We start from the raw sequence: 22,087 nt of genomic DNA on the forward strand, positions 1-22,087 counted from the left end.
ACGACGGAAGTTCACCCCTGTGCCGAATCGTTTGTCCTCGCCTGTCCGTGCCGATTCCCCGGCTCCCCGCCGCGCCCGTCCGCGCGGCGGCGCGGTGCCGATCCTGATCGCCTCCGCCCTCTGGGGCACCACCGGGACGGTCAGCTCGCTGGCGCCCGCCGGTGCCCCGGCGGCCGGGATCGGGGCCGCCGGGCTGGTCCTCGGCGGGCTGCTGCTGTTCCTGTCCGACCGCTCCGCCCGGGCACTGCCCCGGGCCTGCGGGCCGCGCGAGCGGTGGCTGCTCGCGGCCGGCGCGGTCGCGGTGGCCGGGTACCCGCTCACCTTCTACCCGGCGGTGAGCCGCACCGGGGTGGCGGTCGCGACGGTGATCGCGCTCGGCAGCGCACCGGTGTTCACCGGGCTGCTCGGATGGCTGTCCCGGCAGGGACGGCCGGACGGGCGGTGGGCCGGGGCCACGGCGCTGGCCGTGCTCGGCTGCGCGCTGCTGGTGCTGGGCCCCGAACTCGCCGGCGGCGGCGGGTCGGTGGACCCGCAGGGTGTGCTGCTGGCGGCGCTCTCCGGGCTCTCGTACGCCTTGTACTCGCTGATCGGCGGGCGGCTGATCGCGCACGGGCACCCGTCGGGCGGGGTGATGGGGGCGATGTTCGGCGGCGGGGCGCTGATCGTTCTGCCGGTGCTGGTCGCCGGTGACCCGGGATGGCTGGCCTCGCCGCGCGGGGCGGGCGTGGTGCTGCACCTCGCGGTGGTCACCACCTTCCTCGCGTACTGGCTGTTCGGCCGCGGCCTGCGCCACACCACCGCCCAGACCGCCACCACCCTGACCCTCGCCGAGCCGGCCGTCGCGGCGGTCCTCGGCGTGGCGGCCCTGGGCGAGCGCCTGCCCGCCGTCTCCTGGTGCGGCCTCGCCGTCCTGGCCGGCGGCCTGGCCGTCCTGGCCCTTCCAGCGCGAAGGTAGCGCCGACCACCACTGCACGAGAAGTCGGCCGGGCCGACTTCCCGCGCCGCGGGGCCAGGCCTCAGAGGGCGAAGTGGGTGGCGATGCCGTCGAGGACGCAGTCGAGGCCGGTCTCGAACTGCCAGTCGGGGTCGTCCTTGCGGGTGGCCTCGTGCAGGTAGCGCTCGTAACCGGGGTAGCGGCCGGTGGCCATCAGCCAGCTCATCCGGGGGGCGAGGCCGGCCCGGATCTGGTCGCCGTCGGACCAGCCGCGTTCGCGGCGCAGGGCCTCCAGGGCGATCTCGGCGGAGACCGAGCCGTGGACGTAGCCGGTGACGGTGCGGAACACCGCCATGGTGGTGTCGGCGTCCAAGCCGTGGTCGGCCAGGGCGGTGAACGCGTGCTCCGGGACGGCGAGCTGGTGGGGGCTGAGGGCGAACGGGGTGGCCGCCCGGACGGTCCACGGGTGGGCCAGGTGCATGGCCCGCAGATGGACGGCCAGGGCGCGCATGGTCTCCCGCCAGCCCTCCGCGGGGGCGTCCAGCGGGAGCCGGCCGTAGACGGAGTCGACCATCAGCTCGATGAGCTCGTCCTTGCCGGAGACGTACCGGTAGGCGGCCATCGGGGCGACGCCGAGCTCGGCGGCCAGTCGGCGCATGGTGACGGCGTCCAGGCCCTCGGCGTCGGCGATGGCGACCGCGGCCTCGGCGATCCGGTGCGGCGTCAGGGTGGTGCGCGGCGCGGGGGCCGGGCGGGCCAGGCGCTCCCAGAGCGAGGCCGGGGGCTTGTCGTCGCCTGCGGCGGGGGCCTGCTGGGCCGGCATGGGGCGGGCTCCTTCCGACGGGGGGCGGGCCCACCGTAGCACCCTCGTGCGTACGGCGTATCGGTAGTGGACGCCGTACACCTCGCTGTGTACGTTGTATCCGGCGGATACGCCGTACACCAGATCCAGGAGGGGGATCCCCATGTCCACGGAGCAGGCCCTGAAGGTCGCGGTCCTCGTCGGCAGCACCCGCGAGGGACGCTTCGGCCCGGTGGTCGCCGACTGGCTGTTCGGCCACCTCGACGCCCGCGGCGACCTGACCGCCGACCGGATCGACCTGGTGGAGACCCCGCTGCCGGTCACCTTCCCGTCCTTCGGGGGTGAAGTCCCGTCGGCCGACGCCGAGTTGCTGGCCGCCGTGTCGCCCCGGCTGGAGGCGGCCGACGCGTTCGTGATCGTCACGCCCGAGTACAACCACAGCTTCCCGGCCCCGCTGAAGAACGCCATCGACTGGCACAACCGCGAGTGGCACGGCAAGCCGGTCGCCTTCGTCTCGTACGGCGGCCTGTCCGGGGGCCTGCGGGCCGTCGAGCAGCTCCGGGTGGTGCTGGCCGAGCTGAACGCCGCGACGATCCGCAACACGGTCAGCTTCCACGGCGCCGCGCGGTGCTTCGACGCCGACGGCGGGGCGCTCGACCCGGCCGCCGACGCCGCCGCCAAGACCATGCTCGACCAGCTCACCTGGTGGGCGCGGGCGCTGCGGGACGCCCGGCGGGCCCGCCCGTTCGCGGCCTGAGCCAGGGAGCGACGGGGGAGGGAACGGGGGACGGCGAAGGCCCCCGGGCGGGACGGGGGTCCGCCCGGGGGCCTTCAGAATGCCGGGATCAGCACTCGATGTGCCGGAATCAGCACTCGATGACGTTCACGGCGAGGCCGCCGCGCGAGGTCTCCTTGTACTTGATCTTCATGTCGGCGCCGGTCTCCTTCATCGTCTTGATCGCCTTGTCCAGCGAGACGTGGTGCCGGCCGTCGCCGCGCAGCGCCATCCGGGCCGCCGTGACGGCCTTGACCGAGGCCATGCCGTTGCGCTCGATGCAGGGGATCTGGACCAGGCCGCCGACCGGGTCGCAGGTGAGGCCGAGGTTGTGCTCGATGCCGATCTCGGCGGCGTTCTCGACCTGCTCGGGGGTGCCGCCGAGGACCTCGGCGAGGCCGCCCGCGGCCATCGAGCAGGCGGAGCCGACCTCGCCCTGGCAGCCGACCTCGGCGCCGGAGATGGAGGCGTTCTCCTTGAACAGCATGCCGATGGCGCCGGCCGCGAGCAGGAAGCGGACGATGCCGTCGTCGTCGGCGCCCGGGATGAAGTTCAGGTAGTAGTGCAGGACGGCCGGGATGATGCCCGCCGCGCCGTTGGTCGGCGCGGTGACCACCCGCCGCCCGGAGGCGTTCTCCTCGTTGACGGCCATCGCGTAGAGGGTCACCCACTCCATCGCGTTGGCCGGCCCGATGCCCTCGGCGCGCAGCGCCCGGGCGCCCGCGGCCGCCCGGCGGCGGACCTTGAGGCCGCCCGGCAGGATGCCCTCGCGGGACATGCCGGCCCGCACGCACTCCTGCATCACGGACCAGATCTCCAGCAGCCCGGTCCGGATCTCCTCCTCGCTGCGCCAGGCCTTCTCGTTCTCCAGCATCAGGGCGGAGATCGACAGCCCGGTCTCCCGGCTGAGCCGCAGCAGCTCGTCGCCGGTGCGGAAGGGGTACTTCAGCACGGTGTCGTCGGGCTTGACCCGGTCCGCGCCGATCGCGTCCTCGTCCACCACGAAGCCGCCGCCGACCGAGTAGTAGGTCTTCTCCAGCAGGGTGGAGCCGTCCGCCGCGTACGCCCACAGGGTCATCCCGTTGGCGTGGTACGGCAGCGAGCGGCGGCGGTGCAGCACCAGCTGGGTGTCCGGGTCGAAGTCGACGGGGTGCTCGCCGAGCAGGCTGAGCCGCTTCTCGGCGATGATCCGCTCGACGTCCTTGTCGGCCTGGTCGACGTCGACGGTGCGGGGCGAGTTGTCCTCCAGGCCCAGCAGGACGGCCTTCGGGGTGCCGTGGCCGTGGCCGGTGGCGCCGAGCGAGCCGTACAGCTCGGCGCGCACGCCCGTCACGCGGTCCAGCAGGCCTTCGGAGCGCAGTCGGCGGGCGAACATCCGGGCGGCGCGCATCGGGCCCACGGTGTGGGAGCTCGACGGGCCGATGCCGATGGAGAAGAGGTCGAAGACGCTGATGGCCACGGGGGACGTCCTTGTCTGGTCTCGTGGAAGGACTTGCGGGCAGGGAGGGGCCGACACGGGACGGGGCACCGCGCGCACAGTCCAGTGTGCGCGGTGCCCCGGGGTGCCAGGTACGCCGGAGGGGTGAGGCCCGTCACCCCGCCCGAAGGATCACCGCGGTGATCAGAGGTTCGGGTACAGCGGGTACTTCTCGGCCAGGGCGGCGACCCGGGCCTTCAGGGCGTCGGCGACGGTCTCGTCGAAGGCGGGCTTGAGCGCCTCGGCGATGATGTCGGCGACCTCGCGGAAGTCCTCGGCCTGGAAGCCGCGGGTGGCCAGGGCCGGGGTGCCGATGCGCAGGCCCGAGGTGACCATCGGCGGGCGGGGGTCGTTCGGGATCGCGTTGCGGTTGACGGTGATGCCGACCTCGTGCAGCCGGTCCTCGGCCTGCTGGCCGTCGAGCTGGCTGTTGCGCAGGTCGACCAGCACCAGGTGGACGTCGGTGCCGCCGGAGAGCACGGAGGCGCCGGCCTCGGCCACGTCGGCCTGGAGCAGGCGCTCGGCGAGGATGCGGGCGCCGTCCAGGGTGCGCTGCTGGCGCTCCTTGAACTCCTCCGAGGCCGCGACCTTGAAGGCGACCGCCTTGCCGGCGATCACGTGCTCCAGCGGGCCGCCCTGCTGGCCGGGGAAGACCGCGGAGTTGATCTTCTTGGCGTACTCGGCCTTGGACAGGATGACGCCGCCGCGCGGGCCGCCCAGGGTCTTGTGGGTGGTGGTGGTGACCACGTCCGCGTACGGCACCGGGTTCGGGTGCAGCCCGGCGGCCACCAGGCCGGCGAAGTGCGCCATGTCCACCATGAGCAGCGCGCCGACCTCGTCGGCGATCCGGCGGAACGCGGCGAAGTCGAGCTGGCGCGGGTAGGCCGACCAGCCGGCGATGATCAGCTTCGGCTGGTGCTCCTTGGCGAGGCGCTCGACCTCGGCCATGTCGACCTGGCCGGTCTTCTCGTCCACGTGGTACGCGGCCACGTCGTAGAGCTTGCCGGAGAAGTTGATCTTCATGCCGTGGGTCAGGTGACCGCCGTGGGCCAGCGACAGGCCCAGGATGGTGTCGCCCGGCTGGATCAGCGCGAACATCGCGGCGGCGTTGGCCTGCGCGCCGGAGTGCGGCTGGACGTTGGCGTGCTCGGCGCCGAACAGCGCCTTGATGCGGTCGATCGCGATCTGCTCGACCACGTCGACGTGCTCGCAGCCGCCGTAGTAGCGGCGGCCGGGGTAGCCCTCCGCGTACTTGTTGGTGAGCACCGAGCCCTGGGCCTCCATGACCGCCACCGGGGCGAAGTTCTCGGAGGCGATCATCTCCAGGGTGGTCTGCTGGCGGTGCAGCTCGGCGTCGACCGCGGCGGCGATCTCCGGGTCGAGGGCGTGCAGGGACTGGTTGAGAACCGTCATGGTGTGGTCTTCCCGGGAGGAGGAGGGAAAGGGGCCGGGGCGGGGCGGCCGCCGCGCGACCGCCCCTGGCAGGCGGATCAGCCCTGGGGGTTGGTGAGCGCGTCGTACTCGTCGGCGCTGAGCAGCTCGTCGGTGGCCTCGACGCGCACCTTGAACAGCCAGCCGCCCTCGAACGGGGCGCTGTTGACCAGGGCGTTGTCGTCCAGGACGTCCTGGTTGACCTCGGTGACCTCGCCGGTCACCGGGGAGTACAGGTCGCTGACCGACTTGGTGGACTCCAGCTCGCCGCAGGTCTCGCCGGCGGTCACGGTGTCACCGACCTCGGGGAGCTGCACGTAGACGATGTCACCGAGCGCGTCGGCGGCGTGCGCGGTGATGCCGACCGTGGAGACACCCTCCGCGTCCGCGGCGGTCAGCCACTCGTGCTCCTTGGTGTACTGCAGGTGCTGGGGGTTGCTCATGGCGTCATTCTCCAGGATGGGAAGCGGGTACGACGAAGCGGGCCGCCGCGCGGACGGCCGCGACGTGCGTGTATGGGGAAAACCGGGGCTCGGCGGGGGCTCAGCGGGCGCGCTTGTAGAACGGCAGCGCGACGACCTGGACGGGCTCGTGCTTGCCGCGCACGTCCACCGCGACGGTGGTGCCGGGGGCGGCGTGGGCGGCGTCGACGTAGGCCATCGCGATCGGCTGCCCCAGCGTCGGGGACGGCGCGCCCGAGGTGATCCGGCCGATCGGCTCGCCGTCGGCGGAGACCACGGTGTACTCGGCGCGCGGCACCCGCTTGCCCTCGGAGACGAGGCCGACCAGCACCTTCGGCGGGTTGGTCTCGGCCGCGGCGGCGGCCTGCTCCAGCGCCTTGCGGCCGACGAACGCGCCCTCGTTGGTGGTCTTGTCGAAGCGGACGACCCGGCCCAGGCCGGCGTCGAACGGGGTGAGGTCGGTGGACAGCTCGTGCCCGTACAGCGGCATTCCGGCCTCCAGGCGCAGCGTGTCGCGGCAGGACAGGCCGCACGGGACCAGGCCGTGGCCCTCGCCCGCGGCGGTCAGCGCCTGCCAGACCGGCTCGGCGTCGACCGGGTGGCAGAAGATCTCGAAGCCGTCCTCGCCGGTGTAGCCGGTGCGGGCGAGCAGCACGTCGCGGCCGGCCACCTGGGCCGGGAGGATCGCGTAGTACTTCAGGCCGGGCAGGTCGGCGTCGGTGGTCTTCGCCAGGATGGCGGTGGCCTCCGGGCCCTGGACGGCGATCAGCGCGTAGGTGTCGCGGTCGTCGGTGACGACGGCGTCGAAGCCCTTGGCGCGGGCGATCAGCTCGTCGAGGACCAGCTGGGCGTTGGAGGCGTTGGCGACGACCAGGAAGGCGTCCTCGCGCAGGCGGTAGACGATCAGGTCGTCCAGGATGCCGCCGTCCTCGGCGCAGATCATGGTGTAGCGGGCGCGCAGCACGCCCAGCGCGGAGACGAAGCCGACCAGCGCGTGGTCCAGCATCTCGCCGGCCTGCGGGCCGGTGACGGTGATCTCGCCCATGTGCGAGAGGTCGAACAGGCCGGCCTTGGTGCGGACCGCGAGGTGCTCCTCGCGCTCGCTGCCGTAGCGCAGCGGCATGTCCCAGCCGGCGAAGTCGGTCATGGTCGCGCCGAGGGCGCGGTGCAGCGCGTCGAGCGCGGTCAGGCGGAGGGACGACATGGCCAGGAACTCCTCGGTCGGGGCACTCAGGGGTGCGCGCACCGGACCGGACCCGCTCGGGGGCCGACCCTGCGCGCGGGCATGCGGCGGCGTGGGTCTCCCCATCTGTCGTCGAACCTGAGAGCTTCACCGCCCACCTGCCCGCAGCTGTTTCCAGCTTGGGGGACAGCATGGCGGCTTGCACCGTGGGTGGGCGCACGACAGGGCCGGGCGCCGCTTTCCAGATGTGCCTAACCCGTGCGGTAGGGGTGCCTGAGAGATTCCGGGGAGGACTTGCTCCTTCGGCGCCGGCTGTGCCTGAACGGCACTCCGGGCTCTCCCGCGCGGGTTCGAGCGGCCGGTATGGAGTTGTGGGGGCCCGCGGCGCATGCCGTCGGACGCGCACATCATGGCACGTCCGGGACGACGAGGGGAGGGGGGACCCGGTCACACCGCGCGGGACCCGAACACGAGTCCTGACCCCGCCCCCGCGCGCCTCTAGACTGCTGCGCGTCGGCGCAGCAGAGGGCGGCCGAACGGCAGAGGGCGGAATCGGCGGCGCATGGGGTACCCGGTGGAGCAGCAGCAGGGGTGGGGCGGACCGGAGGAGGCGCCTGCGGGCGGCTCCTGGCCGGCCAACGAGCTGGAGCAGGTGCTGACCGCGGCCCTGGGCGACCCGGGCGCGACGCCGCGGGTGATCGAGGTGCTGGCGCGCAGCCAGGTGTGGGTGCCGCTGCCGGCCGGCGGCGACCCGCAGGGGCAGTCGCTGGACCTGCCGACGATCGAGCTGGGCGGCGACCCGTACGTGCCGGTGTTCTCCTCGCAGGAGGTGTTCCTCCAGCAGGCGCCCGGGATGGCCTTCGCGATCGCGCCGGTGTGGGAGTTCGCCCGCGGGCTGCCGCTGGGCGTGGGCATCGCGGTGAACCCGGAAGCGGCGGTGGGCCTGCCGGTCCCGCCGCAGGGCGTCGCCGAGCTGCGCCGCGGCCCCCGCGAGGACCGCTGGGACGCCGCCGGCGACCCGGCGCCGACCGGCGGGCGGGTGGCGCTGCGCGAGCCGGTGCCGGGCGAGAACCCGGAGCACTTCCTGGCCGCCTGCCGGGCCGAACTCTCGGCGCTGCCGGGGGTGCTGACCGCCCGCAGGGCGCTGGCCAGCATCGAGGGCGAGCCGACCGTGATGTTCGTGGGCGTCCAGTTGGACCCGGCGGCGCCGGCCGATCCGGCCGCGGTGAACGACGCGCTCGGCCGAGCGCTGGGAACCGCGCCGCTGCCCGGCGGCGTCCACCTCGTACTGCTCGACCTCGCCGACGACCCGGTGGTCGAGTGGCTGCTCACCCGGGTACTGCCCTTCTATACGCGGGCGTGAGCGGGTTCGTATCAGAGGCACGTCGCCGTGGCGGTGGCCGGTGCCGCGCCATAGGGTGCGTGCAGACGGCCGACGGGCCGGCGGGTTGAGGGAAAGAGGCGCGGCGAGGTGGGCGCATGAGTGCGGGAACGGGAGCGGGCGGTGTGCCGGGGGCCTGGGGCCAGGCACCGGCCGCCGGGCGCCCGGGAGCTGATCCCGGCGCGTTGGAGCGCGCCCTGGGCGATGTCGCGCCGGAGCGCTACGACGCGTACGAGCGGCTGCTGCACGCGCTGGCGGACGGCCGGGTCTGGATGCTGCTGTGGCACGGCACGCCGGGCAGCCCGGACGCGCAGTACGGGAACATGGAGATCAGCGGCCACGGCTACGCGCCGGCCGTCACCTCGCCCGAACAACTGACCTCCTCCGGCTGGGCACGGGCCCACGAGGTCATCTCCGGCCGGGAGATCGCGGCCTCGCTGTACCGCACCCGCTGGGGCCTGTGGCTCAACCCGCACGCGCCCGGCGGGGGCGTCGGGGTGCCGTGGGCGGACCTGCGGCGGGTCGCCGCGGGCCTGGACCGGCTGCCGGCCGGGCCGTTGAAGCTGAGCGAGCCGCAGCTGAACGCCCAGCCGTTCTTCGCGCTGCTGGAGCGGCAGGCCGGCGAGGTGCGCGCGGTACGTGCGCTGCGCCGGGCCTGGGTGCAGCCCGCGGTGGGGGAGCCGTACCTGGCGATCGGCCTCGACCTGTACGAGAGCTCGCCGCCGGCGGTGGAGGCGGTGCGGGCGCTGATGCGGCGCGCCATCGCGGTGGCCCCGGAGGGGCTGGCGGTGTCCACGGTGGCGATGTCGGACGAGTACGACCCGGTGGCGCTGTGGATGCGCGCCAACGCCCGGCCGTTCTTCGACCGGGAGTCGGGCCGCCCGCCGACCGGTCCGTACCCGCCGGTGCCCCCGCCGCCGTACCCCGGGCAGTCGATGCCGGGCTACGCGTACGGCACCCAGCCGCCGGCGCCGGGCTGGCAGCAGCCGTCGCCGCAGCGGCCGTGGCCCGGCTACCCCGGGCGCTGATTCCCGAAACCCATTCCCGCGAAGCCGACTTGATTGTCCGTCAAGTCGGCTTCGATGCTTTCCGGACGAATTTCCGGATGTGCGGCCCGGTCATCTTGACATGGCAGTTACAGCCATGTGAAGAGGTGTATGCCGAAGATCGGGAAGGTGCATGCGCGCAGATCACAGTTGGGCATCTGTCGGTTGTCAGGGCTGGCGCAAGCCAGTTCGGATGGCAGAGAGTTCTGCGCAACGCACCGCGCGTGCTGGAACCCCACAAAGGTGAGCGCGCACGCCGACAGCCCGGCCACGCGACGCCCATCCCGCGTGGTGGCAGTGCCTGTGCACGAAGCACTGCCGTCAACACCCGCTCCTCCTAAGCACTTCCGCACGTCCGCAGCCGCACCGCCGAAGCCGGCGACCGGCACCCGTGGGCCGGCCACCGTCGGCGAGGGGACCTACTGACCATGACCGCATCCGTGACCACCGCCGGGAACGATCCGGAGGCACCCGCCGCCGCAAGCCCGGCCAAGAAGATCGAGGGCCGCTCCCTCGGTCAGATCGCCTGGACCCGCTTCAAGCGGGACAAGGCCGCCGTCGTCGGCGGCGTCGTGGTGATCCTGCTGATCCTGCTCGCCGTGCTGGCCAAGCCGATCGAGTCGTTGTTCGGGCTGGACCCGGACGCCCTCCACCAGGACCTGCTGGACGCCGACCTCGGTGGCCTGCCGTTCGGCGACTGGGGCGGCATGAGCTGGGAGCACCCGCTCGGCGTCGACCCCCTGCAGGGCCGCGACCTGCTCACCCGCGTCATCGAGGGCTCCTGGGTCTCCCTGCTGGTCGCCTTCGGCGCGACCGTGCTGTCCAACACCATCGGCACCGTGCTCGGCATCATGGCCGGCTACTACGGCGGCTGGGTGGACACCCTGATCAGCCGGGTGATGGACGTCTTCCTGGCCTTCCCGCTGCTGCTCTTCGCCATCGCGATCTCCACCTCGCTGCAGGGCGGCGCGTTCGGCCTGCACGGCCTGCCGCTGCACATCATGGTGCTGATCTTCGTGATCGGCTTCTTCAACTGGCCCTACATGGGCCGGATCGTGCGCGGCCAGACGCTCTCGCTGCGCGAACGGGAGTTCGTCCACGCGGCCCGCAGCCTCGGGGCGCGCGGCCCGTTCATCCTGTTCAAGGAACTGCTGCCCAACCTGGTCGGTCCGATCCTGGTCTACTCGACCCTGCTGATCCCGACCAACATCCTCTTCGAGGCCGGGCTGAGCTTCCTCGGCGTCGGCATCCAACCCCCGCAGGCCTCCTGGGGCGGGATGCTCCAGGACGCCATCCGGTACTACCAGGTGGACCCCCAGTACATGGTGGTCCCCGGGCTGGCGATCTTCGTCACCGTGCTCGCCTTCAACCTGCTCGGCGACGGCCTGCGCGACGCCCTCGATCCCAAGAGCAACTGACCCAGCGTCATCCACTGACCCCGAGTCATCACATGACCCTGCGTCAGGACCCTCCACCGCCTCCACTTCCCCAAGGGGTTGATCTCACCCATGCGTAGGTCCCGTACCGTCGCCCTGACCGCTGCGGCCGCCGCCGCGGTCCTGGTCGTGACCGGTTGCACCAGCTCGTCGAAGAGCGGCGGCTCCTCCTCGGCCTCCGGCGCCGCCGGGGGCGGCGCCAACGCGGCCACCAAGAGCATCGTCAACGCCTCGGACAAGAAGGGCGGGACGGTGACCTACGAGATGAAGGGCACCCCGGACTCGCTCGACCCGGGCAACACGTACTACGCGTACATCTACAACTTCTCGCGGCTGTACTCCCGCGCGCTGACCACCTTCAACCCGGCGCCGGGCGAGGAGGGCAACAAGCTCGTCCCGGACCTCGCCGAGTCGATGGGCCAGCCGAGCGCGGACGGCCTGACCTGGACGTACAAGCTGCGGGCCGGCCTGAAGTACGACGACGGCACCCCGATCACCTCGAAGGACGTCAAGTACGCCGTCGAGCGCTCCAACTACACGGACGTGCTCACCAACGGCCCGACGTACTTCCGCAACCTGCTGGTCGACAACCCGACGCCGTACGAGGGTCCGTACAAGGACAAGGCCGGCGGCCTGAACTCGATCGAGACGCCGGACGACACCACGGTGGTCTTCCACCTCCAGCACCCGTTCGCGGACTTCGACTACCTGGTCAGCGCCCCGCAGACCGCGCCGGTCCCGCAGGCGAAGGACAACGGCGCCGAGTACGTCAAGCACGTCATGTCCTCGGGCGCCTACAAGTTCGAGTCCTACGAGGACGGCAAGCAGGCCGTCCTGGTGCCGAACACCAACTGGGACAAGAGCACCGACCCGATCCGCAAGCAGCTCGCGGACAAGATCGTGCTCCGGTTCAACATCGACCAGGCCACCATCGACAAGGACCTGCTGGCCGGCAACGCCCAGGTCGACCTGGTGGGCGCCGGCGTCGACCCGCAGACCCAGGCGCAGATCCTGCAGGACCCGAAGCTGAAGGCCAACACCGACAACGCCTACGGCGGTCGCCTGGTCTACATGGCGATCAACTCCAAGCTCGCGCCGTTCGACAACGTCGAGTGCCGCAAGGCCGTCCAGTTCGCGATCGACAAGGTCTCGGTGCAGACCGCCCAGGGCGGCCCGATCCGCGGCCAGATCGCCAACACGGTGCTCCCGCCGGACGTCCCGGGCCACCAGGACTTCAACCTGTACGAGACCAAGGACAACAAGGGCGACGAGGCCAAGGCCAAGGAGCACCTGAAGGCGTGCGGCAAGGAGGGCGGCTTCAACACCGTCATCTCGGCCCGCACCGAGCGCGCCACCGAGATCGCCGCCGCGACCTCGATCCAGGCCGCGCTGAAGAAGATCGGCATCACCGCCGAGATCCAGCAGTACCCGCAGTCCAAGTACCTGACGGACAACGCCGGTTCGCCGAAGTTCACCGCCGACCACAACATCGGCCTGATGATGATGCAGTGGGGCGCCGACTGGCCGACCGGCTACGGCTTCCTCCAGCAGATCGTCGACGGCCGCGCGGTCAAGGAGACCGGCAACAACAACCTCGCCCAGCTGGACGACCCGGCGGTCAACAAGCTGATCGACGACGCGGCGGTCAACCCGGACCAGAAGGGCCGCGAGAAGATCTACGCCGACATCGACAAGAAGACCATGGAGCAGGCGGTCTACGTCCCGCTCACCTACTTCAAGGTCTTCCTGTACCGCCCGTCCAACGCCACCAACCTGGTCTCCACCTCGGCGTTCTCGGGTGAGTACGACTACCTGAACATCGGCACCACCAAGTAAGAGCCTGGCTCGCATCCCTGAAGGCAGGTGAAGGCAGCGGCGCCCGCCGCCGTCCGGAGGATCCCGGACGGCGGCGGGCCGCCGGAGCCGCCCTACTGTGTTTGCCTACATCATCCGCAGGACCTTCGCGGCCGTGATTCTGCTGCTGGTCGTCAGCGCGGTCACCTTCGCGATCTTCTTCCTGCTGCCGCGCCTCGCCGGCGAGACGGCCGACCAACTGGCCGCCCAGTTCATCGGGAAGAGCCCGTCCCCCGAGACGATCGCGGCGGTCAAGCAGAACCTCGGCCTCGACCAGCCGCTGTACGCCCAGTACTGGAAGTTCCTCAAGGGCCTGGTCGCCGGCGCCGAGTACAACTTCGGGCCGGAACCGGCCACCTGCCACGTGCCCTGCTTCGGCTACTCCTTCAAGAACCACCTCGAGGTCTGGCCCGAGCTCTCCAAGCGGATCCCGACGACCATCTCGCTCGCCGCCGGCGCGGCCGTGCTCTGGCTGGTCTCCGGCGTCGCCACCGGCGTCGTCTCCGCCCTGAAGCCGCGCTCGATCTTCGACCGGCTCTCCATGGGCGTCGCGCTCGCCGGCGTCTCGCTGCCGGTCTTCTTCACCGGCGCGCTGCTGCTCACGCTGTTCAGCTACGAGTGGCCGATCCTGGACAACCTGCAGTACGTGGACTTCACGGAGAACCCGCTGATGTGGGCCCGCAACCTGATCCTGCCGTGGATCTCGCTGGCCTTCCTCTACTCCGCGCTCTACGCCCGGCTCACCCGCGCCGGGATGCTGGAGACCATGAGCGAGGACTACATCCGCACCGCCCGGGCCAAGGGCCTGGTCGAGCGCAAGGTCGTCGCCCGGCACGGGCTGCGCGCCGCGCTCACCCCGATCGTCACGATCTTCGGCATGGACCTCGGCCTGCTGCTCGGCGGCGCGCTGATCACCGAGCAGGTCTTCTCGCTCCAGGGCGTCGGCCAGTTCGCCGTCCAGGCGATCTCCGACAACGACCTGCCCAAGATCCTCGGCGTCACCCTGCTCGCCGCCTTCTTCATCGTCGTCTGCAACCTCGTGGTCGACCTCCTGTACGCGCTCGTCGACCCCCGGGTGAGGCTCTCGTGACCGACCTCCAGAAGAACCCGGCGGACGCCGCGCGGACCCCGTCCGGCGAGCCCTTCCTCTCCGTGCGGGACCTGCGGATCCACTTCGACACCGACGACGGCCTGGTCCGCTCGGTGGACGGGGTCAGCTTCGACCTGCACAAGGGCCGCACCCTCGGCATCGTCGGCGAGTCCGGCTCCGGCAAGTCCGTCACCTCGCTGGGCATCATGGGCCTGCACCGCTCCAAGCGGGCCCGGATCAGCGGCGAGATCCGGCTGAACGGCGAGGACCTGATCGCGGCCGGCCCGGACCGGGTGCGCCAACTGCGCGGCCGCGAGCTGGCGATGATCTTCCAGGACCCGCTGACCGCGATGCACCCCTACTACACGGTGGGGCAGCAGATCGTCGAGGCGTACCGGGTGCACCACCCGGAGGCCACCAAGAAGCAGGCCCGGGCCCGCGCGATCGAGATGCTCGACCGGGTCGGCATCCCGCAGCCCGACCGCCGGGTGGACGACTACCCGCACCAGTTCTCCGGCGGCATGCGCCAGCGCGCGATGATCGCCATGGCCCTGGTCAACGACCCCTCGCTGCTGATCGCCGACGAGCCCACCACCGCCCTGGACGTCACCGTCCAGGCGCAGATCCTGGACCTCATCCGCGACCTGCAGGAGGAGTTCGGCTCCGCCGTCATCATCATCACCCACGACCTCGGGGTGGTCGCCGAACTGGCCGACGACATCCTGGTCATGTACGGCGGCAAGTGCGTCGAGCGCGGCCCGGCCGAGACCCTCTTCGACTCGCCCGAGCACCCGTACACCTGGGGCCTGCTGGGCTCGATGCCGCGACTGGACCGGGAGCTCCAGGACCGGCTGGTGCCGGTCAAGGGCACCCCGCCCAGCCTGATCAACGTGCCGTCCGGCTGCGCCTTCCACCCGCGCTGCCCGTACGCCGCCCTGACCGACGGGCGTTCCACGAGCGAGGTCCCGGTGCTGACCGAGGCCGCCTCCGGACACTTCGCGGCCTGCCACCTGGCGGCCGCAGAGCGGCACCGCATCTTCGCCGAAGAGATCGCGCCCCGGCTGTGAGCCCGGCCTCGTACCACCTTTCTGGAGAGAACCGATGACGGACACTCAGGCGGCGGCGACCCCGTCGCCGGCAGCCGCCCCCGGCCGCGAACCGCTGCTGAAGGTGGCCGGCCTGACCCGGCACTTCCCGATCCGCAGCGGGCTGCTGATGCGCCAGACCGGCGCGGTGCGGGCCGTCGACGGCATCGACTTCACGGTCAACGCCGGTGAGACGCTGGGCGTCGTGGGCGAGTCCGGCTGCGGCAAGTCGACCATGGGCCGACTGGTCACCCGGCTCGACGAGCCGACCGGCGGGACCATCGAGTTCGAGGGCACCGACATCACCCACCTGGGCGTCGGGGCGATGCGGCCGCTGCGCCGCGACATCCAGATGATCTTCCAGGACCCGTACTCCTCGCTGAACCCCCGGCACACCGTCGGCACCATCGTCGGCGCGCCGTTCAAGCTCCAGGACGCGGTGCCGGCCGGCGGGCTCAAGAAGGCCGTCCAGGAACTGCTGGAGCTGTGCGGGCTCAGCCCCGAGCACTACAACCGCTACCCGCACGAGTTCTCCGGCGGCCAGCGCCAGCGCATCGGCATCGCCCGGGCGCTCGCGCTCAAGCCGAAGATGATCGTCGCGGACGAGCCGGTCTCCGCGCTGGACGTCTCGATCCAGGCGCAGGTCGTCAACCTGCTGGACGACCTCCAGCAGGAGCTCGGGCTGACCTACCTGATCATCGCGCACGACCTCTCGGTGGTCCGGCACGTCTCGGACCGGGTCGCGGTGATGTACCTCGGCAAGATCGTGGAGATCGCCGACCGGAACTCGCTCTACCGCAGCCCGATGCACCCGTACACCAACGCGCTGATGTCCGCCGTGCCCGTCCCGGACCCGCGCCGCCGCCAGCGCGCGGGCCGCGAGCGGATCCTGCTCAAGGGCGACGTCCCCTCGCCGATCAACCCGCCCAGCGGCTGCCGCTTCCGCACCCGGTGCTGGAAGGCGCAGGACGTGTGCGCGAGCCAGGAACCGCCGCTGACGGCGCTGGAGACCGGGCACCAGGTGGCTTGCCACTTCCCCGAGAACGCTCCGGAGAGCGCCACGGTCTGAGGTCCAGCCGGTACGCAGGAGGCCGCCCGCCCCGCTCGTGGGGTGGGCGGCCTCGGTGCGTCGGTCCGCGGGTCAGGCGCCGCCGGCCGGCTCCGGCTCGCGCGTGCCCGGGGCGGCGAGCGGCGCCGGGGCGGGCGCCGGGAAGCGCCGGTCCAGCGCCGCGACCGCCTTGCGGCCGAGCTTCTGGAAGGGGATCTCGACCAGCCGGTAGGAGAGGTACCCGAGCACCACCAGCGCCCCGAGGTAGCCGAGGGTGAGCGCGGCCTGCCTCTTCGGCCCGACGACCGGCGGGTGGCTCCGGAGCAGCCGGGCGAGGAGGAACATCAGCGGGCCGTGCAGCAGGTAGACCGAGAAGCTGATCGTGCCGAGCCCGCCGAGCCAGCGCGGGAAGCGGCGGCGGCGCAGCAGCACGGCCGCCGCGAACAGCGCCCAGGCGGCCAGGTAGGCCGACGAGAAGGACTGCCACGAGGGCGTCCAGGTGTGCCACAGCGCCGTGCCGCGGTTGTACAGGTAGCCGACCGTGACGCCGGTGACGACCACGAAGGCGCAGCAGAACAGGGCCGGGAGCCGGTCGAGCTGCCCGTGCTCCAGCCGGTACAGCACGGTGCCGGCGAACATGGTCGCGAAGATCAGCATGGTCTCGAAGCCGGTGGTCCGGTTGTTCACCGTGATCAGGACCAGGCCCAGGCCGCCGAGCAGCAGCGCGCCCCAACGGGTCAGGTCCGGGCGGGCGGTGGCGATGCAGGCCATCGCCGTCAGCACCACGATCCCGGCGGCCGCGACCAGGTTCCCGGTGGCCGCCGGGTCCACCGAGATGCCGCCGATCGGCAGCCAGGCGCCCAGCACCAGGGCGACGGACGCGAAGCCGATCGTGATCGGCGCGCTGTGCCGGTGCCAGCCCCGGACGAAGAGCGCCGAGACGAAGTAGTAGAAGACCATCTCGTAGGTGAGCGACCACATCACCCCGAGCGCGCCGGGCACCCCCAGCAGGTCCTGGAGCAGCAGGCCGTTGGCGGCGAACGACAGCGCCGGGTGGTCGAAGGCGAAGTCCTGGACGACCTGGTCGCCGCGGGGCAGCACCAGCAGGCTCGCCCCCACCGCGACGGCCACCGCCGGGTAGAGGCGGAAGAACCGTCCGGTCCAGAACGCCCGGACGTCGCCGCGCCGTTCCAGCGAGGCCGGGACGATGTACCCGCTGACCAGGAAGAACAGCATCACGCCGAAGAGGCCGAGGTCCAGCTGCCGGGGCACCCAGGCCGCGTGCCGGATCTTGTCGAGCAGCCCGAAGTGGTGCATGGCCACGGCGAGGGCGGCGACGCCGCGCAGCGCGTCCAGCCAGCCGAGCCGCGCGGTGGCGCGGGAGACCGGCGGCTCGGGTGCCGACCGGGGCTTCACGAGCTTCACAGGCGGAGGCTAGCGGAATCCGGCGGGCGGCACCGGCGCACCCGACGCGTCCGGAGCACCCGTGCGGATCGGGTACACATGGACGGTGACATCCCAGCTCTTCCCGACCGACGTGCAGCAGTCGCTGGACCTCGTCGGCATCTTCGTCTTCGCCCTCTCCGGGGGCCTGCTCGCCGTCCGCAAGAACATGGACATCTTCGGGATCTGCGTGTTGGCGGAAGCCACCGCCCTGGGCGGCGGGGTGATGCGCGACCTGGTGATCGGTGCCACCCCGGTCGCCGCGTTCACCAACCTCGGCTACTTCGTGACGCCGCTGGCCGCCGCGCTGGTGGTGTTCTTCCTGCACCCGGAGGTCGAGCGGATCAACCGGGCGGTGCAGACCCTGGACGCGCTCGGGCTCGGGCTGTTCTGCGTGACCGGCACCGCCAAGGCGCACGACTTCGGGCTCGGCGCGGTCGCGGCGATCGCGCTCGGCATGGTGACCGCGGCCGGCGGCGGTGTGATCCGCGACGTGCTGGCCGGGGAGATCCCCTCGCTGCTGCGCTGGGACCGGGAGATCTACGCCGTCCCGGCCCTGGTCGGCGCCACCGTGGTCGCGCTGCTGATCGGCGCGGACCGCCTCACCGGGGTGACCGGCACCGCCGCCGCGCTCACCGCCTTCGGGCTGCGGATGCTCGCCCTGAAGTACGGCTGGCGTGCCCCGCGGGCCTGGCACCGCAACGGTTCTCGCACCAGCGAGGAGTAGGCGAGCCGCCGTACGCGAGCGAGATCGCCTCGGCGGTGCAGAGCAGTTCCGGCACCATCCGGGCCAGTTCGGCCGGCGGTACCTCGCTCGCCGGGGCGCTCAGCGCGCAGGCCGCGACCGTCCGCCCGCCGCTGCCCGCGACCGGCGCCGCCACGCAGGTCACCGGCTCGTGGTGCTCGCGGGACTCGGCCGCCCAGCCCAGGCGGCGCACCGCCGCCAGCTCGTTCGGCAGGTCCTCCTCGCGGGCGCCGTCCGCGGACAGCCCGGCGAGCAGCACCCGGCCGACGGCCGTCCCGTCCACCGGCGCCCGGCGCCCGATCCGGGACGGCTCCGCACCCGGCAGCCCGGCCACCTCGTCCAGGTAGAGCACCTCGCCGTCGTGCAGCACGGCGAGCCGGACGGTGTAGCCGCAGCGGGCGTTCAGCGCGGCCAGGTACGGCGCGGCGACCTGCCGGACGTCGAAGTCCTCCAGCGCGCGGTGGGCCAGCGAGAGCACCCGGCCGCCGATCCGGTAGCGCAGGTCCGGCTGGCGGCGGGCGAAGCCGTGCTCCTCCAGGGTGCGCAACAGCCGCAGGGCGGTGGACTTGTGCACCCCGAGGCTGCTGGCGGCCTGCTCCAGCGAGAGCGGCGCGTCGCCGAGTGCGTCGAGCAGGGTCAGCGCGCGGTCGACCGACTGCGACATGGCGTCTTCCCGTGGATCCGGCTGACTGGTGGCGTCAGGCTAACCGCTGGGGGGCGCAGTGGTACAAACCAGTGCCGGACGCGGCCGTCCGGCGGCGGTGCGCCGACGGCGCCGCGCGCGGTGGCCGGACCGGGGCGTGGCCCCGGTGGGCGGTCCGGTGGCCGGATCGGAGCACGGGCCTGGAGGGCCGGGCGGCGCCGCGCTCTACAATCGGGGGGTTATGCCATACCTGGACCATGCGGCGACCACGCCGATGCTGCCCGAGGCGATCGCCGCGATGACGGCGCACCTGGGGGTGGTCGGCAACGCCTCGGCCCTGCACGCGGCCGGCCGCCGGGCCCGCCGGGTGGTCGAGGAGTCCCGGGAGTCGCTGGCCGAGTCGCTGGACGCCCGCCCCAGCGAGATCGTGCTCACCGGCGGCGGCACCGAGTCCGACAACCTGGCGGTCAAGGGCCTGTACTGGGCCCGCCGGGACGCCGACCCGGCCCGCACCCGGGTGCTGTGCAGCCCGGTCGAGCACCACGCGGTGCTGGACGCGGTGCACTGGCTCTCCGAGCACGAGGGCGCCCGGGTCGACTACCTGCCGGTGGACGGCTACGGCCGGGTGCACCCCGAGGCGCTGCGCGAGGCGATCGAGCGGGACCCTGCCGCGGTCGCGCTGATCACCGTGATGTGGGCCAACAACGAGGTCGGCACCGTCCAGCCGGTGCGCGAACTGACCGCCGTGGCGGCCGAGTACGGCATCCCGGTGCACGCCGACGCGGTGCAGGCGCTCGGTCAGGTCCCGGTCTCCTTCGCCGAGTCGGGGCTCACCGCGCTCACCGTCACCGGGCACAAGATCGGCGGCCCGTTCGGCATCGGCGCGCTGCTGCTCTCCCGGGGCGCCGCGCCCGTACCGCTGCTGCACGGCGGCGGGCAGGAGCGCGACGTGCGCTCCGGCACCCTGGACGCCCCCGGCTCGGCCGGCTTCGCGGCCGCCGCGGCGCTCGCCGTGGAGCGGCGGGCCGGACACGCGGCCGCGGTGGGCGCGCTGCGGGAGGAGCTGGTGGCCGCCGTGCTGGCCGCCGTCCCGGACGCGGTCCTCAACGGCGACCCGTCGGCCGGGGGCCGGCTGCCCGCCAACGCCCACTTCTCCTTCCCCGGCTGCGAGGGCGACGCGCTGCTGATGCTGCTGGACGCGGCCGGCATCGAGTGCTCGACGGGCTCCGCCTGCTCCGCCGGGGTGCCGCAGCCCAGCCACGTGCTGCTGGCGATGGGCGTCGACCCGCTGCTGGCGCGCGCGTCGCTGCGGTTCTCGCTCGGGCACACCTCGGTGCGGGAGGACGTGGCGGCGCTCGGCGAGGCCATCGGGCCGGTGGTGCAGCGGGCGCGCAACGCGGGGCTGGCCTCCGTACGGCGGTAGCTCCCGCGCGGTGGGGCATGTCCGGCGGCCCCGTAGGCTTGTACTCACCATGACTGACTTCCCGGGTGCCCCGACCACTCCCTCCACCGGCCGTCTGCGCGTGCTCGCGGCGATGTCCGGCGGAGTCGACTCCGCCGTCGCCGCCGCCCGCGCCGTCGAAGCGGGGCACGAGGTGACCGGCGTCCACCTGGCGCTCTCCGCCAACCCGCAGTCCTTCCGGACCGGCGCGCGCGGCTGCTGCACCATCGAGGACTCCCGGGACGCGTGGCGCGCGGCCGACGTGATCGGCATCCCGTTCTACGTCTGGGACCTCGCCGAGCGCTTCCGCGAGGACGTGATCGACGACTTCGTCGCCGAGTACGCGGCCGGGCGCACGCCCAACCCGTGCCTGCGCTGCAACGAGAAGATCAAGTTCGCCGCGCTGCTGGACAAGGCCGTCGCGCTGGGCTTCGACGCCGTCTGCACCGGCCACTACGCCCGGATCGTCGACCTGCCGGACGGCTCGCGCGAGCTGCACCGGGCCGTCGACGCCGCCAAGGACCAGTCCTACGTCCTCGGCGTGCTCGACGCCGACCAGCTCGCCCACTCGCTCTTCCCGCTCGGCGACACCACCAAGGACGCCATCCGCGAGGAGGCCGAGCGCCGCGGCCTGGCCGTCGCCAAGAAGCCCGACAGCCACGACATCTGCTTCATCGCCGACGGCGACACCCAGGGCTTCCTGGCCAAGCACCTCGGCACCGCGACCGGCGACATCCTCGACGTCGACGGCACCAAGCTGGGCGAGCACGACGGCGCGTACGGCTTCACCATCGGCCAGCGCAAGGGCCTGCGGATCGGCCGCCCGGCGGCCGACGGCAAGCCCCGCTACGTGCTGGACATCTCCCCGGTGAACAACACCGTGACGGTCGGCCCGGTCGAGGGCCTCGACGTCACCGGGCTGACCGCCATCCGCCCCCGCTGGTGCGGCACCGAGCCGCTCGCCGACGGCCGCTACACCGCCCAGCTCCGCGCCCACGGCGAGGAGGTGCCGGTGTACGCCTCCGTGGTCGACGGCGAGCTGCGGGTCCAGCTGGACACCCCGGTGCGGGGCATCGCCCCCGGCCAGGCCGTGGTCCTCTACGACGGCACCCGCGTCGTCGGCTCGGCCACCATCGCGACGACGGAACGCCCGGCCGTCACCGCCTGAGCGCGCTCCGGTCGGCCGGGAGCTCCATCCGCCGGAGCGGGCACGGGGCGGACCACGGGTAATGCCGGTGAAGCGCTGCCGCAGCGCGTGATAGACCAGACGGCATCATGAATATCTCTGTCTTCTGCTCCGCGTACTCGCTCGACGACCGCTACTCCGCCCCCGCCGCGGAGTTCGCCCGGCTGCTGGGGGAGGGCGGGCACACCCTGGTGTGGGGTGGCTCGAACGCCGGGCTGATGGGGCTGCTCGCGGACGAGGTGAAGGCCGCCGGGGGCCGGCTGGTCGGGGTGATGGTGGAGATGCTGCGGCACAAGGCGTACGTCGGTGCCGACGAGCTGGTGTGGACGGCCGACCTCGGCGAACGGAAGGCGGTGCTGGCCTCGCGGGCGGACGCCATCGTCGTGCTGGTCGGCGGGCTGGGCACGCTGGACGAGGTCGCCGAGGTGCTCGAACTCAAGAAGCACGGGATGTTCGAGAAGCCGGTGGTCGTCCTGGACAGCGAGGGCTTCTACTCCGGCCTGCGCACCCAGATGGAGCGGATGGACGCCGAGGGCTTCCTGCCGCGCCCGCTCGCCGAGCTGATCACCTTCGCGGACACGCCCGCCGAGGTCTTCGCCCAGCTCAAGGCCTGATTGGATCAGGGC

General features: G+C 72.5%; 20 protein-coding genes and 1 riboswitch. Of the genes, 13 read left to right on the plus strand and 7 right to left on the minus strand.

The genetic code is table 11. The features are described from left to right. Positions 1 to 94 precede the first annotated feature (94 nt). Positions 95 to 955 (plus strand): EamA family transporter, encoded by an 861-nt coding sequence (locus tag ACZ5GH_RS23455; RefSeq protein WP_464335173.1) that lies wholly within the window; start codon positions 95 to 97, stop codon positions 953 to 955. A 61-nt stretch (positions 956 to 1,016) separates the two neighbouring features. On the opposite strand, the gene ACZ5GH_RS23460 is transcribed toward ACZ5GH_RS23455, so the two are convergent. Next, entirely contained in the window at positions 1,017 to 1,757 is a 741-nt protein-coding gene (locus tag ACZ5GH_RS23460; RefSeq protein ID WP_387750468.1) for a TetR/AcrR family transcriptional regulator, read from the minus strand. Positions 1,758 to 1,899: 142 nt separating this feature from the next. Between ACZ5GH_RS23460 and ACZ5GH_RS23465 the strand changes: the two genes are divergently transcribed. Beyond that, positions 1,900 to 2,493 (plus strand): NADPH-dependent FMN reductase, encoded by a 594-nt coding sequence (locus ACZ5GH_RS23465; protein WP_387750471.1) that lies wholly within the window; start codon positions 1,900 to 1,902, stop codon positions 2,491 to 2,493. Positions 2,494 to 2,602: 109 nt separating this feature from the next. Here the strand turns inward: ACZ5GH_RS23465 and ACZ5GH_RS23470 are convergent, their stop codons facing one another. The 4 genes from ACZ5GH_RS23470 to gcvT form a co-directional block, all read right to left on the minus strand. Beyond that, positions 2,603 to 3,970 carry an L-serine ammonia-lyase gene (locus tag ACZ5GH_RS23470; RefSeq protein ID WP_387750474.1) on the minus strand — a complete coding sequence of 456 codons (1,368 nt, stop codon included), beginning with the start codon at positions 3,968 to 3,970 and terminating at the stop codon, positions 2,603 to 2,605. 162 nt (positions 3,971 to 4,132) lie between these two features. Then, positions 4,133 to 5,401 (minus strand): serine hydroxymethyltransferase, encoded by a 1,269-nt coding sequence (glyA, locus tag ACZ5GH_RS23475; protein WP_387750477.1) that lies wholly within the window; start codon positions 5,399 to 5,401, stop codon positions 4,133 to 4,135. A 77-nt stretch (positions 5,402 to 5,478) separates the two neighbouring features. After that, entirely contained in the window at positions 5,479 to 5,862 is a 384-nt protein-coding gene (gcvH, locus tag ACZ5GH_RS23480; RefSeq protein ID WP_387750480.1) for a glycine cleavage system protein GcvH, read from the minus strand. Positions 5,863 to 5,962: 100 nt separating this feature from the next. Continuing rightward, a complete protein-coding gene (gcvT, locus tag ACZ5GH_RS23485) occupies positions 5,963 to 7,084 on the minus strand; it encodes a glycine cleavage system aminomethyltransferase GcvT (RefSeq protein ID WP_387750482.1) in 1,122 nt (373 codons plus the stop codon). 230 nt (positions 7,085 to 7,314) lie between these two features. Next, positions 7,315 to 7,416, minus strand: a riboswitch (glycine riboswitch). Between the two features lie 209 nt (positions 7,417 to 7,625). Here gcvT and ACZ5GH_RS23490 point away from each other — a divergent pair. From ACZ5GH_RS23490 to ACZ5GH_RS23520, 7 genes are all read left to right on the plus strand, one after another. Continuing rightward, positions 7,626 to 8,426 carry an enhanced serine sensitivity protein SseB C-terminal domain-containing protein gene (locus tag ACZ5GH_RS23490; RefSeq protein WP_464335174.1) on the plus strand — a complete coding sequence of 267 codons (801 nt, stop codon included), beginning with the start codon at positions 7,626 to 7,628 and terminating at the stop codon, positions 8,424 to 8,426. A 116-nt stretch (positions 8,427 to 8,542) separates the two neighbouring features. Further along, the gene (locus ACZ5GH_RS23495) at positions 8,543 to 9,472 is read left to right on the plus strand and encodes an enhanced serine sensitivity protein SseB C-terminal domain-containing protein (RefSeq protein WP_387750488.1); all 930 of its coding nucleotides are present in this window, start codon (positions 8,543 to 8,545) and stop codon (positions 9,470 to 9,472) included. Between the two features lie 446 nt (positions 9,473 to 9,918). After that, positions 9,919 to 10,908, plus strand: coding sequence for an ABC transporter permease (locus ACZ5GH_RS23500; protein ID WP_387750491.1), 990 nt, complete (start codon positions 9,919 to 9,921; stop codon positions 10,906 to 10,908). 90 nt (positions 10,909 to 10,998) lie between these two features. Continuing rightward, the gene (locus tag ACZ5GH_RS23505; protein ID WP_387750494.1) at positions 10,999 to 12,762 is read left to right on the plus strand and encodes an ABC transporter substrate-binding protein; all 1,764 of its coding nucleotides are present in this window, start codon (positions 10,999 to 11,001) and stop codon (positions 12,760 to 12,762) included. Positions 12,763 to 12,859: 97 nt separating this feature from the next. Continuing rightward, positions 12,860 to 13,870 carry an ABC transporter permease gene (locus ACZ5GH_RS23510; RefSeq protein WP_387750497.1) on the plus strand — a complete coding sequence of 337 codons (1,011 nt, stop codon included), beginning with the start codon at positions 12,860 to 12,862 and terminating at the stop codon, positions 13,868 to 13,870. Continuing rightward, the gene (locus ACZ5GH_RS23515; protein WP_387750500.1) at positions 13,867 to 14,937 is read left to right on the plus strand and encodes an ABC transporter ATP-binding protein; all 1,071 of its coding nucleotides are present in this window, start codon (positions 13,867 to 13,869) and stop codon (positions 14,935 to 14,937) included. The genes ACZ5GH_RS23510 and ACZ5GH_RS23515 overlap by 4 nt, the downstream gene beginning before the upstream one ends. A 34-nt stretch (positions 14,938 to 14,971) precedes the next feature. Further along, a complete protein-coding gene (locus tag ACZ5GH_RS23520) occupies positions 14,972 to 16,024 on the plus strand; it encodes an ABC transporter ATP-binding protein (RefSeq protein ID WP_387750502.1) in 1,053 nt (350 codons plus the stop codon). Between the two features lie 72 nt (positions 16,025 to 16,096). Here ACZ5GH_RS23520 and ACZ5GH_RS23525 read toward each other — a convergent pair whose 3' ends face one another. After that, positions 16,097 to 17,428: an acyltransferase family protein gene (locus ACZ5GH_RS23525; protein WP_464335175.1), complete on the minus strand. Its 1,332-nt coding sequence runs from the start codon at positions 17,426 to 17,428 to the stop codon at positions 16,097 to 16,099. Positions 17,429 to 17,513: 85 nt separating this feature from the next. Between ACZ5GH_RS23525 and ACZ5GH_RS23530 the strand changes: the two genes are divergently transcribed. Then, positions 17,514 to 18,173: a trimeric intracellular cation channel family protein gene (locus ACZ5GH_RS23530; protein WP_387750506.1), complete on the plus strand. Its 660-nt coding sequence runs from the start codon at positions 17,514 to 17,516 to the stop codon at positions 18,171 to 18,173. Here the strand turns inward: ACZ5GH_RS23530 and ACZ5GH_RS23535 are convergent. Then, positions 18,079 to 18,855, minus strand: coding sequence for an IclR family transcriptional regulator (locus ACZ5GH_RS23535; protein ID WP_387750509.1), 777 nt, complete (start codon positions 18,853 to 18,855; stop codon positions 18,079 to 18,081). The two genes, ACZ5GH_RS23530 and ACZ5GH_RS23535, sit on opposite strands and share 95 nt — an antisense overlap. 220 nt (positions 18,856 to 19,075) lie before the next feature. Here ACZ5GH_RS23535 and ACZ5GH_RS23540 point away from each other — a divergent pair, with 220 nt between their 5' ends. The 3 genes from ACZ5GH_RS23540 (at position 19,076) to ACZ5GH_RS23550 (ending at position 22,075) form a co-directional block, all read left to right on the plus strand. Next, positions 19,076 to 20,257, plus strand: a complete 1,182-nt coding sequence (locus ACZ5GH_RS23540) for a cysteine desulfurase family protein (protein ID WP_387750512.1) — start codon at positions 19,076 to 19,078, stop codon at positions 20,255 to 20,257. A 49-nt stretch (positions 20,258 to 20,306) separates the two neighbouring features. Then, positions 20,307 to 21,443: a tRNA 2-thiouridine(34) synthase MnmA gene (mnmA, locus tag ACZ5GH_RS23545; protein ID WP_387750515.1), complete on the plus strand. Its 1,137-nt coding sequence runs from the start codon at positions 20,307 to 20,309 to the stop codon at positions 21,441 to 21,443. A 107-nt stretch (positions 21,444 to 21,550) separates the two neighbouring features. Next, positions 21,551 to 22,075 (plus strand): LOG family protein, encoded by a 525-nt coding sequence (locus ACZ5GH_RS23550; protein WP_387750518.1) that lies wholly within the window; start codon positions 21,551 to 21,553, stop codon positions 22,073 to 22,075. Positions 22,076 to 22,087: the final 12 nt, after the last annotated feature.

Source organism: Kitasatospora sp. Xyl93, from assembly GCF_055383135.1.

What these genes read in the sequence shown, in the direction of transcription:
- ACZ5GH_RS23460 (WP_387750468.1), bottom strand. Translation starts at nt 1,757, where the DNA reads ATGCCGGCCCAGCAGGCCCCCGCCGCAGGCGACGACAAGCCCCCGGCC.
- ACZ5GH_RS23465 (WP_387750471.1), top strand. Translation starts at nt 1,900, where the DNA reads ATGTCCACGGAGCAGGCCCTGAAGGTCGCGGTCCTCGTCGGCAGCACC.
- glyA (WP_387750477.1), bottom strand. Translation starts at nt 5,401, where the DNA reads ATGACGGTTCTCAACCAGTCCCTGCACGCCCTCGACCCGGAGATCGCC.
- gcvH (WP_387750480.1), bottom strand. Translation starts at nt 5,862, where the DNA reads ATGAGCAACCCCCAGCACCTGCAGTACACCAAGGAGCACGAGTGGCTG.
- gcvT (WP_387750482.1), bottom strand. Translation starts at nt 7,084, where the DNA reads ATGTCGTCCCTCCGCCTGACCGCGCTCGACGCGCTGCACCGCGCCCTC.
- ACZ5GH_RS23490 (WP_464335174.1), top strand. Translation starts at nt 7,626, where the DNA reads ATGGGGTACCCGGTGGAGCAGCAGCAGGGGTGGGGCGGACCGGAGGAG.
- ACZ5GH_RS23495 (WP_387750488.1), top strand. Translation starts at nt 8,543, where the DNA reads ATGAGTGCGGGAACGGGAGCGGGCGGTGTGCCGGGGGCCTGGGGCCAG.
- ACZ5GH_RS23500 (WP_387750491.1), top strand. Translation starts at nt 9,919, where the DNA reads ATGACCGCATCCGTGACCACCGCCGGGAACGATCCGGAGGCACCCGCC.
- ACZ5GH_RS23505 (WP_387750494.1), top strand. Translation starts at nt 10,999, where the DNA reads ATGCGTAGGTCCCGTACCGTCGCCCTGACCGCTGCGGCCGCCGCCGCG.
- ACZ5GH_RS23520 (WP_387750502.1), top strand. Translation starts at nt 14,972, where the DNA reads ATGACGGACACTCAGGCGGCGGCGACCCCGTCGCCGGCAGCCGCCCCC.
- ACZ5GH_RS23535 (WP_387750509.1), bottom strand. Translation starts at nt 18,855, where the DNA reads ATGTCGCAGTCGGTCGACCGCGCGCTGACCCTGCTCGACGCACTCGGC.
- ACZ5GH_RS23540 (WP_387750512.1), top strand. Translation starts at nt 19,076, where the DNA reads ATGCCATACCTGGACCATGCGGCGACCACGCCGATGCTGCCCGAGGCG.
- mnmA (WP_387750515.1), top strand. Translation starts at nt 20,307, where the DNA reads ATGACTGACTTCCCGGGTGCCCCGACCACTCCCTCCACCGGCCGTCTG.
- ACZ5GH_RS23550 (WP_387750518.1), top strand. Translation starts at nt 21,551, where the DNA reads ATGAATATCTCTGTCTTCTGCTCCGCGTACTCGCTCGACGACCGCTAC.